This window comes from Pantoea sp. R13S299 (genome assembly GCF_048515925.1).
GTDB lineage: Bacteria > Pseudomonadota > Gammaproteobacteria > Enterobacterales > Enterobacteriaceae > Pantoea.
Window position 1 is genome coordinate 786,263 of the sequence record NZ_JBLYEF010000001.1, and the last position, 11,809, is coordinate 798,071.

Annotated in this window: 12 protein-coding genes; 6 read left to right on the plus strand and 6 right to left on the minus strand. The window is 57.0% G+C overall.

Features of this window, described 5'->3' with window-relative positions:
• Window positions 1-15: 15 nt before the first annotated feature.
• A complete protein-coding gene (locus tag ACN1CO_RS03895; protein WP_283545642.1) occupies window positions 16-582 on the plus strand; it encodes a TorD/DmsD family molecular chaperone in 567 nt (188 codons plus the stop codon).
• Between the two features lie 119 nt (window positions 583-701).
• Here the strand turns inward: ACN1CO_RS03895 and ACN1CO_RS03900 are convergent, their stop codons facing one another.
• The 4 genes from ACN1CO_RS03900 to ACN1CO_RS03915 form a co-directional block, all read right to left on the minus strand.
• Window positions 702-1,067, minus strand: coding sequence for a helix-turn-helix domain-containing protein (locus tag ACN1CO_RS03900; RefSeq protein ID WP_419137827.1), 366 nt, complete (start codon window positions 1,065-1,067; stop codon window positions 702-704).
• A gap of 82 nt (window positions 1,068-1,149) precedes the next feature.
• Complete coding sequence (locus tag ACN1CO_RS03905) at window positions 1,150-1,410, minus strand: type II toxin-antitoxin system RelE family toxin (RefSeq protein WP_419138966.1); 261 nt, start codon at window positions 1,408-1,410, stop codon at window positions 1,150-1,152.
• Between the two features lie 99 nt (window positions 1,411-1,509).
• Window positions 1,510-2,892 carry a CoA transferase gene (locus tag ACN1CO_RS03910; protein WP_419137829.1) on the minus strand — a complete coding sequence of 461 codons (1,383 nt, stop codon included), beginning with the start codon at window positions 2,890-2,892 and terminating at the stop codon, window positions 1,510-1,512.
• Window positions 2,893-2,938: 46 nt separating this feature from the next.
• Window positions 2,939-3,823, minus strand: coding sequence for a DMT family transporter (locus tag ACN1CO_RS03915; protein ID WP_419137831.1), 885 nt, complete (start codon window positions 3,821-3,823; stop codon window positions 2,939-2,941).
• Window positions 3,824-3,995: 172 nt separating this feature from the next.
• On the opposite strand from ACN1CO_RS03915, the gene ACN1CO_RS03920 reads away from it, so the two are divergent.
• Window positions 3,996-4,721, plus strand: coding sequence for a glutamine amidotransferase (locus ACN1CO_RS03920; RefSeq protein ID WP_419137833.1), 726 nt, complete (start codon window positions 3,996-3,998; stop codon window positions 4,719-4,721).
• Here the strand turns inward: ACN1CO_RS03920 and ACN1CO_RS03925 are convergent.
• Window positions 4,709-5,272, minus strand: coding sequence for a class I SAM-dependent methyltransferase (locus ACN1CO_RS03925; protein ID WP_419137835.1), 564 nt, complete (start codon window positions 5,270-5,272; stop codon window positions 4,709-4,711). The two genes, ACN1CO_RS03920 and ACN1CO_RS03925, sit on opposite strands and share 13 nt — an antisense overlap.
• Window positions 5,273-5,504: 232 nt before the next feature.
• On the opposite strand from ACN1CO_RS03925, the gene ACN1CO_RS03930 reads away from it, so the two are divergent.
• Window positions 5,505-7,025, plus strand: coding sequence for an aldehyde dehydrogenase family protein (locus ACN1CO_RS03930; RefSeq protein WP_419137837.1), 1,521 nt, complete (start codon window positions 5,505-5,507; stop codon window positions 7,023-7,025).
• Window positions 7,026-8,265: 1,240 nt separating this feature from the next.
• Here the strand turns inward: ACN1CO_RS03930 and ACN1CO_RS03935 are convergent.
• Complete coding sequence (locus tag ACN1CO_RS03935) at window positions 8,266-8,427, minus strand: SWIM zinc finger family protein (RefSeq protein WP_419138967.1); 162 nt, start codon at window positions 8,425-8,427, stop codon at window positions 8,266-8,268.
• Between the two features lie 277 nt (window positions 8,428-8,704).
• On the opposite strand from ACN1CO_RS03935, the gene tssJ reads away from it, so the two are divergent.
• The 3 genes from tssJ to ACN1CO_RS03950 are packed head-to-tail and all read left to right on the plus strand — an operon-like array spanning window position 8,705 to window position 11,807.
• The gene (gene tssJ / locus ACN1CO_RS03940) at window positions 8,705-9,205 is read left to right on the plus strand and encodes a type VI secretion system lipoprotein TssJ (RefSeq protein ID WP_419137839.1); all 501 of its coding nucleotides are present in this window, start codon (window positions 8,705-8,707) and stop codon (window positions 9,203-9,205) included.
• 5 nt (window positions 9,206-9,210) lie between these two features.
• A complete protein-coding gene (gene tssK / locus ACN1CO_RS03945) occupies window positions 9,211-10,551 on the plus strand; it encodes a type VI secretion system baseplate subunit TssK (protein WP_419138968.1) in 1,341 nt (446 codons plus the stop codon).
• 17 nt (window positions 10,552-10,568) lie between these two features.
• A complete protein-coding gene (locus ACN1CO_RS03950; protein ID WP_419137840.1) occupies window positions 10,569-11,807 on the plus strand; it encodes a DotU family type VI secretion system protein in 1,239 nt (412 codons plus the stop codon).
• Window positions 11,808-11,809: the final 2 nt, after the last annotated feature.

The window sequence follows — 11,809 nt, forward strand, 5'->3', positions numbered from 1 at the left end:
AAGGAAATCTGACTCATGAATGAGTTTTCCATTCTGTGCCGCGTGATCGGCTCACTGTTTAATCGTCAGCCGCAGGACCCGCTGCTGGTGCCGCTGTTCACACTGCTGCGTGAAGGCAAACTGCAGTCGCAGTGGCCGCTGGAGCAGGATGAGCTGCTGACCCGTCTGCAACAGAACAGCGATCCGCAGGCGCTGGCCGCCGATTACAACGCGCTGTTTGTTGGCAGCGACTGTAATGTGCCGCCTTATGCTTCACAGTGGCCGGAAGGCAAAACGGAGCCGGAAGTGCGTGCCTTCTTAACCTCACGTGGTATGCCGCTGAGCGATGCACCTGCTGATCATTTTGGCGTGCTGCTGCTGGCCGCGTCATGGCTGGAAGATCAGTCAGAGGAAGATGAGAGCGCAGCGCAGATGGCGCTTTTTGAAGAGTACCTGCTGCCGTGGTGCGGAACGTTCCTGGGCAAAGTGGAAGCGCACGCGACTACCGCGTTCTATCGCACCCTTGCAATGCTGAGCCGCGAAGCGATTCAGGCGATGTACAACGAACTGCTGGATAGCAGCGAAGAAACGCCTGAAGCCTGATTCACCACATCGCCGGGTGCGAACCCGGCTGAATCATATTTCTGGCCGGGTTCCGGGAGATGTTTTCTGAATCCGGCGTGGTCCCTCCTGGGCTGCTGAAACGCCTTTATACTGGCGGCTTACAGGATCAACTGCTCGGGGCGGCAGCCATAGAGTTTTGCGAGACGTTCACGCGTCTTTTTCTGCGGCTTGCTCTCAGGCCGTTCAAGCTGAGAGATGGCACTTTGCGTAGTGCCTAACTGCTGAGCGACCTCCTGTTGGCTAAGCCCCCGCCAGATGCGCCAGGCCGCCTGAAGACTGACTTCCTGCTCAATCATAATCCCTGCAACGTCATGCGGGATCGTCTCATCGTCGTGCTCGTCAGTCTCAACGGGAATAGTTTCCCATTCGCCATTGCTGGCCGAGAGCAGCTTTTCATATTCCGCCACCGGCAAGACCACAAACTGAGGTTTGCCTGCTTCATCATAGATGTACTGTTTTGACATAGTTTATCCGGGACTCTGTAAGTCGCTGCAGGGGTTGTGGGTGCGAGTGGCTATAGAGCAAACCGCCGGGCGTTAACAGACTTCAGTAAGTGACTGACGTCCTTCGGGCTACCTCTGTGATTTCCAGAATCACCGGTTCTCCCCCGGTTAACGTAAAAAGGACCCGGTAATTACCAACCCGCAGCCGATAGTTATTTGCACTGCCCTGCATTTTTTTGATGTCCAGGGTGACAACCGGGAAGCTGACCAATTCACCTACCTTCTGGTAAATGATTTTCTGGTAACGTTTATCAATTTTCATAAGGTGCTTCAAAGCCCGCCTGGACCAGTCCACCCTGACCATTCCGCACCCCACATTAATGAACATCGTCCCTGAGTCATGCGCAAATGATAAAACAAAAATCTAATGTCATCAATTTATTTTCTAATTATCTAATGTGATTCACCACGTCGCCGGGTGCGAGCCCGGCGCACAACCTGGCGTCACAAAGATCTGCGGGGTGCCGGGTAGCCAGGCGGCCGCCTGCAGCCTCACGCCAAATCCCCACGGCGTTAACTCGTAACAGGGCTGGTTGTCTTTAACCTGCGGCACAATGCCGGAACCTGCGTTCTGTCCGGCGGGGTGTTGCTGCAACAGCCATGCGGTGCGTGCCAGTGATAGCCGGACCTGGCTGCCGTGACCCTCAGTAATACGTCGCCGCAATCCCTCCAGTACCGCCGCCGCCAGCAGATAGCCGCTGGCATGATCCAGCGCCTGCACCGGCAGCGGCACCGGTTTATCGCTCTGCTGCCACTGCATGCCCCGTTCGGCAATCCCGCATCCCATCTGCACCAGACTGTCAAACCCCCGACGATTGCGCCACGGACCCTGCCAGCCCCAGGCATTCAGACCGGCGTCAATCAGACCAGGTGAGAGTGCCTGCAGGGTCTGCGCGTCAAACCCGAGCCGTTCCAGCGCATCTGCCCGATAGCCATGCACCAGCACGTCCGCTTCACGCAGCAGGTGGATAAACTGCTCGCGATCGGCGGGCTGAGTCAGATCCAGCACCGCTCGTCGCTTGCCGCAGCTTATCTCCTCATCCAGCGTCGGCTCCTGCCAGCCAGGCGGATCGATGCGCAGCACGCTGGCGCCCAGGCTGGCAAGAAATCGTGTGGCGACCGGACCGGCAATAATCCGCGTCAGATCCAGAACTTTAATACCCATTAACGGACGTGCCCCGGCCAGCGGCCAGTCCGGCGCAGCAGCAGGCTGGGTAGTCTGCCAGCTAAACAGCGGTTCGCGCTGCACGGCCTGACCCTGTGGATGCCGCTGCCAGGCGGCGGCGCTGCGCATCTCTGCGGCACAGCCACCAGCATCAATCATCGCCTGCTCAAGCTCGCTGGCCTGCCATTGCTGCACCTGCTGCGCCAGCGCCGCGCGATCGGCGTGCGCCCCCAGCACCTGCTCCATCGCCAGCCGGTGATGCGCGGCATTGGTATGCAGGCGGATCCAGCCATCGCGGCTGCGATAGTCACCGGCAAACGCATCCCACATCATCGCGGGCGCAGCGCGGTTTAGCGGGTGAAAGCTCTGCTGAAACCAGCGCGACGCCAGACGTACATTGATGGTGATGGGCGGAGAAGGAAACTCAGGGCGGGAGGTGGCAATGAGTGCAGCGGCTGCCTGGGTTGCCAGACCGAGGCTGGTGGCCGCCAGTTCACTGACGGCATAGGCAGAAGAGAAGGTGGCGCGATCAACGAAAGCGGGAAGAGGCAAGGCGTCGTCGCGACCCCGCAATCCCTGCTGCATCTGCTGCCAGAGAGAGGCGGCGAGCTTTGAGTCCATGTTGTGCTCCCTGAGAAAGGTTATTTCTCAAGCATAGCACGCGGGATTAACGCCGCCGCAGGCGCGGGAAGCGGGCATGCATCCGCAGATTACGCAGGTTGATCACCGCGATAGCCGTACCGAGGATCACCAGCGAGGCCCCGATAATCTTGAAGCTGTTGAGGCTGTCGCCCAGCACCACAATCCCCATCAGCACCGATAAAACCGGCGTCAGCAGCGAATAGGGCATGATCAGATTGACGTTGTATTTCTTAAGCAGCATGTACCACAGCGTATAAGCCACAATCGACGAGGCGATGGCGCTGTAGAGAATCGCGAACCAGCCGTGCCAGCCCGCATGCTGCAGGGCATAGAGCTGGTTCGACTCCATTACAAAGCTGGACGCGCCTACGATCGGGATTGCCAGAAACGCAATCCATCCGGTCATCGTCAGCGGTTTAATCGGTGGTGACTTCTTCACAATCAGGTTACTGACGGCCCAGCCGGTGGCGCTGCACAGCAGCAGACAAAGCACCCACCACGACGGAATCGTCGGGCTGCCGGAGAGCACCACCACGCCGCTCAGCGAGATCATAATCCCCATCAGCTGCACCAGTTTCAGCTTCTCTTTCAGCACCACCATCGCCAGCAGCATTGCAATCGGCGTTCCCAGCTGCACGACAATAGCACCGGTGCCGGCATCGGTGTAGCGCAGGCCGACAAACAGCAGCGAGAAGTGCATAAAGCCGAACGTAAACGCCAGCAGCAACAGCCAGGGCAACTGCTGACGGTTAATCCGGCAAAACGGTACCAGCACGATGGCCACGACCACAAAACGCATAAACGTCAGAAACAGGGGCGGCAATTCCAGCAGGCCCCATTTCACCGCCACGTTGTTGAAGGCCCAGATGGAAACCACCATCAGAATCAGAAAAAAATGCCGCACAGCCACGATAATATCCTTTCGATGATTTTTGCTTAGCCCGCTAATGATGGCACGAACAGCAGCATTCCAGCCAATCACAGCAACAAATTTTCTGCAATTGCGGCGCAACCTGATGAGACTTTCGCACGCGATGCTGGCAGACTGATTTGAAACGACTTCTTAAAGGAACCGATTCGGTATGACCCAAACGTCCGCCTTACCCCTTGCGTTAATTCAGCTTGAAGTCCCACCCGCAAACGTCGTCTCAGAGATTGGTGAACAGCCGCGCTGGTTTATCGACGCGTTAAACCTGCAACCCGATGAATACCTGATTGTCCGGCCCCATCTGGGCGAAGCGTTACCCGATTTCGATCAGATATCCGGGGCAATCCTCAGCGGTTCCTGGGCGATGGTCACCGATCACGCTGAGTGGAGCGAACGCAGCGCCGCATGGATTCGGGCAGCGATTGATCATGATCTGCCGCTGCTGGGCGTCTGCTATGGTCATCAGCTGATGGCCTATGCGCTGGGCGGCGAAGTCGCAGATAATCCCAACGGCTGGGAGCGCGGTCTGTTACCGATCCGCTGCTCAGCTCAGGCGCAGCGCGATCCGCTGCTGCAGACACTGCCACAGGATTTCAGCGTCTGGCTGTCGCATCGTCAGTCGGTTATCAGCACGCCGCCTCAGGCGCAGGTGCTGGCCGCCTCTGCACGTGATGGCTGTCAGATTGTGCGCTATACGCCGCAGGCGCTTTCAGTGCAGTTTCATCCCGAATTTTCACGGCACATCATGAACGTCTGTACGCCGCAGGGCTGCAAAGAGGATGGAGCAAACGAGATTGAAGGGAAAGACTGGGCGCGTGAGTTGCTGGTGACGTTCTGGCAACAGACGCGCCCGGCAGTGGAGCGTGCTCAGGGCGCGTAGTGACGTGTACAGCGATAAACCCAGGCGGGTGGCACATTTTTCAGCACCCGCTGGCGCTCCCAGGTGAAGTAGCGTGACAGGTCAGGCTGGGTCAGCGAGGTGTACTGGAACTGCACAAACACACCATTCGGGCCGAGGGCGTTATAGACCGCACGCAGAATTGCCTCTCGCAGTTCAGGCGGCAGTGACAGTAGCGGCAGGCCGGAAAAGATCACATCATACTCCCCGCTCAGGTACTCCGCAGAACAGGTGCGCACGGTCATGCGCGGATCGTCCATCTCAACAAGTTTGTCTGCCAGCGTGCTGCTGATTTCAAAGGCATCCAGAGTAGCGGCAGGTGACATCTGCGACAGTATCCGCCGCGTCAGCACCCCGTCGCCCGCGCCGAGTTCAGCAATACGTAATTTTTCAGGCCATTCCACCGATTCGATCATGGTACGGCATAACGCCTCTGACGACGGCGTTATGCTCCCCATCATGCGGGGGTTGCGGATAAACTGATGCACGAAATTGGCTTTAGCGCGCATCAGGGTAATAGCTGAAGCCAGCATGCTCATCTCCAGAATGAATTTATCCTCAGGTTGACCCCTTTGTGCCGCACAAGTTTCTCTATGACCAGCCTTTTGGGTAAAAGTCGGAATTTTCTAAAGACGAAGCGCAAACGCCTATTCCTTCGGGGCGGTCACAGTTTCCGGATAACAGACCTGACAGGCTCTCAATGATCCTTCATGTTAATAATAAGTTTCATCATTGTTACAACAGTCACCTGTCAGGAGAATGATCATGCGTTACGCCGCCCCCGGAGAACAGGGTTCTCTGATCACGCTACAAAAGAATTATGGCAACTTCATTAATGGTGAATTCGTCGCGCCGGTGAAAGGCAATTATTTCACCAATAACTCGCCGGTGAACGGCTCTGCGGCGGGTGAGTTTCCGCGCTCAGACGCAGCAGATGTTGATAACGCTGTTGCCGCAGCGGCAGCAGCAGCTGACGCCTGGGGCAAGACCTCGCCACAACAACGCTCTCTGCTGCTACTGAAAATTGCCGATCGGCTGGAACAGCATCTGGAGACCATGGCGGTCTATGAAACCTGGGATAACGGCAAACCGGTGCGCGAAACCCTGGCGGCCGATCTGCCGCTGGCCGTCGATCACTTCCGCTACTTTGCGGGTTGTGTCCGGGCGCAGGAGGGCAGTGCAGCAGAGATTGATGAGTTCACCGCCGCCTACCACTTCCATGAGCCGCTGGGCGTGGTTGCACAGATTATTCCGTGGAACTTCCCGCTGTTAATGGCGGCCTGGAAACTGGCTCCGGCGCTGGGCGCGGGGAACTGTGTCGTGCTGAAACCGGCTGAACAGACGCCGCTGTCGATCACCGTCTTTGTCGATCTGATTAAAGATTTGCTGCCGCCGGGCGTGCTGAACGTCGTGCACGGTTTCGGTAAAGAGGCGGGGGAAGCGCTGGCTTCTCATCCTGGCATCGCCAAAGTTGCCTTTACCGGCTCTACCGCCACTGGCGGTCATATTCTGGAACTGGCTGCGAAAAGCCTGATCCCGTCGACGGTCGAGCTGGGCGGCAAGTCACCGAACATCTTCTTTGAAGATATCATGCAGGCGGAAGAGAGCTTTATTGAGAAAGCCGCTGAAGGCGTGGTACTGGGCTTCCTGAATCAGGGCGAAATCTGTACCTGTCCGTCGCGCGCGCTGGTGCATGAGTCGATCTACGAGCCGTTCATGGCTGCCGTGATGAAGCGGGTGAAAACCATTAAACGTGGCGATCCGCTGGATACCGAGACCATGGTGGGCGCGCAGGCGTCGCAACAGCAGTTCGATAAAATCCTCTCTTACCTGGAAGTTGCCCGTCAGGAGGGCGCCGAAGTGCTGGTGGGCGGCGGCGTAGAGAAGCTGGATGATTCACTCAACAGCGGTTACTACATCCAGCCGACACTGCTGAAAGGCAATAACAGCATGCGGGTGTTCCAGGAGGAAATCTTTGGCCCGGTCATCGGCATCACCACCTTTAAAGATGAAGCGGAAGCAATCAGCATTGCCAACGACTCTATTTATGGGCTGGGTGCGGGCGTCTGGACCCGCGATATCAACCGTGCTTATCGGGTGGGCAGGGCGATCAAAGCCGGTCGCGTCTGGACTAACTGCTATCACCTCTATCCGGCCCACGCCGCCTTTGGCGGTTACAAAAAATCGGGCATCGGCCGTGAGACGCACAAAATGATGCTGGATCACTACCAGCAGACCAAAAACCTGCTGGTCAGCTACAGTATCGAACCGCTGGGCTTCTTCTGATTGTCATCAGTGCGCCGGGTAACCCGGTACAGCCACTAAAAACCACGCTCCGGCGTGGTTTTTTTATGTGTCAGCGCTGTAACCTGCTGACACAATTACAGTTATCGCTAATCCCCCTTTCTAAAGAATAATTAATCAGTCCTGTCTGAATGCGCATCTGACGCGTTTCACGCTTCGCTTACCCTGCATTCACTCCTCTCTTACTTTTACCCGCGGCACTTCTGCGCTTTAGCCGGTTAAATCCCTGATAACGCCAGGTTTCTGACCGGGCACCGTGACCAGAACGGCTCATCACTGCCACCTGCCTGACGCTAACCCATTTTGCCCATTCACAATCAGAGCCGTTTTTAACATGAGTATTTTTAATGGTGAGCCATTGAAAAGCTGATGGATGTGTAAAAATACTTCAGATTTTTGCAAGTTGTTTGAGTTTGTCCTAATTGGGTGCTTAAAAGCGGGGTCTATTTGGATTAACTTAATTTGTTAAGTTTTTCTAAAGTAAAATCTTCTGAAAGTGGCCCGTTGAAATTTTGTCAATCTTCTGTAAACTCGCAGCTTATATTTACACATGGAATGTAATTTCAGACCCACGGGCAGGATTTACCTGGCTCGTGCGGTAGCTATGAAATCTTGCAGTGATGTAACTTATTGAATAGGATCACTTTAATAGAGTGTTCGGCAGATGTGTTAAGCCGTTTTATTTCGTTAGCGAATAACACTGTTATTGTAAATCTGAGTCAATAAGTCTGCTTTTCGACCAGGGATGGCATAAGTAAAGCTTGGGTTTTGCCTGCCTTCTCAAATTTGCCGGGAAAAAATTGATCAGGCATATGATCGTTTATTGCCAGGTCAGATTCCTCCCGTTTCCCGATTTCGTCTCCACTGATGCTTTTTTATACTTAACTCTTGCTGATCTTTCGCCTTGTCATTACGCGATGGTTTTGCACGGTTCGTTTAAGAATATTCTTTTAGCGTGGCACTAAGTCAAATTCTCTGAAGACCTATTCCCGATTTTCAACACTGACAACCGGCCTCTGGCCACTCTCCAGGATATGTATGGAACACAAGATGAAAAAAATGGTGAAGCTCCGCATTGCGTTAGGCCTGATGTTTGTTTTCTCAGTCGCCGGTTGTAAAACACCGCCAAAAATGACCGATGACACGCTGGTCACCAGCACGGTGGACGGCGTGGCGATCAGTCACCGTTATGCCGTTAAACCGCCCGCGCAGTTCAGCCCGGTCAACGAAACTTACCGTGCGCTCTATCCTGGCTCGGTAATGAGCCAGCCGGGTTATGGCGGCAAAGTCGTCGAGACCCTGAAAACCGGGGACAGCTACACCGTGATTGGACAGGTAGAGAACAACTGGCTGGCGCTGGGTGAACCCGCTCAGGCGGCAGCAGAAGCTAAGCCGGACAGCGCCACCGCTGCCGTGAAAGATGCCGCTCAGCCTGCCGCGCCGCAGGCAACCGTCACGCTGACGGGCTATGTGCCGTTCCGCGCCGTGGTGAAAAGCGACCTCTACGATCAGACCGTTAAAGCCGATCAGCCTAAACGTCGCGTGCGCAGCGCCAGCAAGAAGAAAACCTGCGTCGCGGTTAACGGTGACAGCACCGCCTGTCAGAACAGCAGTAACGGAACCTGGATCATTAACTAATCGCGCTGAGCAGGGAGGGCTTGATGATGAGAACAACACAACTCTGTCGTGGATTGATCGTGCTGGTGGTATGGCTGCTGGCGGCCTGCAGTAGCAGCAACAGCACGCCGCCGGTGGCTTACTACAACCTGGACGTGCAGGGACAGAATCAGCTTAACGGCGGTGCGCCGCTGAAAGTCCGCGTGGTGTTACTAAGCTCCGATGCGGAGTTCATGTCAGCAGACTTCTACTCCCTGCAAAACCAGTCCGCAACCGTACTGGGCAGCGCTCAACTTAATACCCAGCAGTTCTTCCTGACGCCAGAACAGCGCAGCAAAACGTTGCGGATTAAGAGTCTGCCAGAGACGCGCTTCATCGGCATCATGGCAGAGTATCAGTCGCTGGATGGCAAAGTCTGGCGACTGTCTCTGCCGATTCCCGAAGAGGAGTCACCGTCATTCTGGGCATTCTGGAAACGTAACGATGGCGAGCTGAATGCCCGCATCGTGGCGGGGATGAATGGCCTTCGCGTGGAAAAACAGTGATGTCTATGAACAGAGCCGAAAAGGTGGTCTGGACGGAGGGGATGTTTCTGCGTCCTCACCATTTCCAGCAGTCAGAAAATTATCTTCTCAGCACGTTGCGTGAGTGGGGCCAGTCTCAGCGCGCCTATACGTGGGGCTTTTACGATCTGGAGTTTGATGAAGCGCTGCTGCGTCAGGGAAAACTGGCGCTGAGCGCGGCCAGCGGCTGTCTGCCTGACGGCACGTTCTTCTCCTTCAGCCAGCCACAGCATGGCCCGGCGCCGCTGGATCTGCCGTCCTCCGTTGACCGCAGCAAAGTGGTGCTGGCGATTCCGGCCCGGCGCAATGGCCGCGAGGCGGTAGCGTTTCAGGAGTCGCAGGATTCTCTGGCGCGCTATCTCGCCTGGGAAGCAGACGTGGAAGATGACAACGCGCAGGCGATCGGCAGCGCCACCGTGCAGTTCGGCAAGCTGCGCCTGCGTCTGATGCTGGAACAGGATCTGACCGCCGAGTGGACCGCGATGGGTGTGGCGCAGGTGATTGAAAAACGCAGCGACAACCATATCCGGCTCGACAGCGACTACATCCCGCCGATGCTGACCCTGAACAGCAGCCGTCCGCTGCAGAACATGTTTAACGATCTGCACGGGCTGATTCAGCAACGCAGCCAGCAGCTGAGCCAGCGCGCACCGGGCACCGGTCGCTTCAACAGTGCCGATATGGTCGATTTTATGCTGCTGGCGCTGCTCAATCGTCAGCTTGGCCTGCACAGCCATCTGCAACATCTGCCATTGCTGCATCCTGAAACGCTCTACAGCCACTGGCTGCAACTGGCAGCGGAGCTGAGCACCTGGACGCCCGCCCGCGCACCGGATTCGCTGCCGCTCTACGATCATGACGATCTGCATAGCTGCTTCAGCCGCCTGTCGCTGCTGCTGCGCCAGGGCCTGTCACAGGTGATGGAAGAGAGCGCGATTCAGCTGCCGCTGACCCAGCGCTCACACGGCCTCAATGTCGCCACCGTGCCGGAGAGCAGCATGGTGCACGAGTTTGGCTTTGTGCTGGCGGTGAAAGCCAGCGTACCGGCCGATACTCTCAAAACCCATTTCCCGGCGCAGATGAAAGTCGCGCCGGTCAGCAAAATCCGCGATCTGGTGCAGCTGCAGCTGCCGGGTCTGGCACTTCGGGCGATGCCCGGCGCGCCGCCGCAGATCCCGTGGCATGCCGGATACAGCTATTTCGAACTGGATAAGAACAGCGAGCTATGGAAAGAGATGGAGCGCTCGGGCGCTTTTGCGCTGCATCTTGCCGGTGAGTTTCCGGGCCTGAACATGGAGTTCTGGGCCATCCGCAGTCAGTCAGAATAATAAACTGAGCACGCAGCATGATGCAGGAACAACAAAAATCACACAGCGATCTTGCGCCCGATGCCAGCCACCAGAATGTGCTGGTCGCGGCGGCTAACCCCCTGATTAACGCGATTCCACAGATCCGCCATTCGGTCTCGCATGAAGACCCGGCGCAACTGCGCCAGCAGCTGATTGACCAGATTCGCCGCTTTGAGCTGAACTGCCAGCAGTCGGGCCTCGGCTACGAAGTGATCATCGGTGCGCGTTACTGCCTCTGTACCGCACTGGATGAAGCGGCGGCGCTGACGCCATGGGGCAGTCGCGGCGTCTGGACCAGCAACGGCTTACTGGTCACCTTTCACAACGAAACCTGGGGCGGCGAGAAGTTTTTCCAGCTGCTGGCCAAGCTGTCGCAGAACCCAAGACGTCACATTCTGATGCTGGAGCTGATCTACTTCTGCCTGCTGCTGGGGTTCGAAGGACGCTACCGGGTGCTGGACAACGGCCGCTCGCAGCTGGAGACCATCAAGCAGCGTCTGCTGCAGATGATCAGAAGCGTGCGCGGCAATTACGCGGCGGCGCTGTCACCACATCCCACCGATCAGCCGGTGCTGCGTAAACTGTGGCGCCCGATGATCCCGCTGTGGGCCTGTGCAGCCGTCGCCGGGCTGGCGGCCTGTCTGTTCTATATTGTGCTCAACTGGCGTCTGGGCGATTACACCTCGCCGGTACTGGCCCGCATCTATCAGACGGCGCTGCCGGAAGTGAAGATTGGCAACCCAGCGCCGCCACCGCCTGCCACGCTCAACCTGCGTGCCTTCCTGAAACCGGAAATCGATGCCGGGCTGGTGGCCGTGCGTGATGAAGCGGATCGCAGCGTGGTGACGCTGAAAGGGGATGGACTGTTTGCTTCGGCGGCCACCGAGGTACGCGGACGTTATGTCGACGTAATCCAGCGCATCGCCGCCGCCATGAACAACGTCAGCGGTCAGATTCAGGTGATTGGTTACAGCGATAACGTGCCGATCCGCAGCGCGCGCTTCGCCTCCAACTTTGAGCTTTCGCTGGCACGCGCCCGGTCGGTGCAGTCCCTGCTGCAACAGCAGCTGGGCGATCCGTCACGGGTGAAAGCGGAAGGGCGCGGCGAAAGCAATCCGCTGGTGCCGAACAACAGCGCAGAAAATCGCGCACGTAACCGTCGCGTTGAAATCACACTGCTGGTGGCGCCGGATGCGACGCATGCCGAACTCAACGGCCTGGCGAGAGGGAACTGATC

Bases quoted from the DNA above. Each gene is read 5' to 3' on its own strand.
- ACN1CO_RS03900 (WP_419137827.1), bottom strand. From the start codon at position 1,067: ATGTCAAAACAGTACATCTATGATGAAGCAGGCAAACCTCAGTTTGTG.
- ACN1CO_RS03910 (WP_419137829.1), bottom strand. From the start codon at position 2,892: ATGGACTCAAAGCTCGCCGCCTCTCTCTGGCAGCAGATGCAGCAGGGA.
- ACN1CO_RS03895 (WP_283545642.1), top strand. From the start codon at position 16: ATGAATGAGTTTTCCATTCTGTGCCGCGTGATCGGCTCACTGTTTAAT.
- ACN1CO_RS03930 (WP_419137837.1), top strand. From the start codon at position 5,505: ATGCGTTACGCCGCCCCCGGAGAACAGGGTTCTCTGATCACGCTACAA.
- ACN1CO_RS03920 (WP_419137833.1), top strand. From the start codon at position 3,996: ATGACCCAAACGTCCGCCTTACCCCTTGCGTTAATTCAGCTTGAAGTC.
- tssJ (WP_419137839.1), top strand. From the start codon at position 8,705: ATGATGAGAACAACACAACTCTGTCGTGGATTGATCGTGCTGGTGGTA.
- ACN1CO_RS03905 (WP_419138966.1), bottom strand. From the start codon at position 1,410: ATGGTCAGGGTGGACTGGTCCAGGCGGGCTTTGAAGCACCTTATGAAA.
- tssK (WP_419138968.1), top strand. From the start codon at position 9,211: ATGAACAGAGCCGAAAAGGTGGTCTGGACGGAGGGGATGTTTCTGCGT.
- ACN1CO_RS03950 (WP_419137840.1), top strand. From the start codon at position 10,569: ATGATGCAGGAACAACAAAAATCACACAGCGATCTTGCGCCCGATGCC.
- ACN1CO_RS03925 (WP_419137835.1), bottom strand. From the start codon at position 5,272: ATGCTGGCTTCAGCTATTACCCTGATGCGCGCTAAAGCCAATTTCGTG.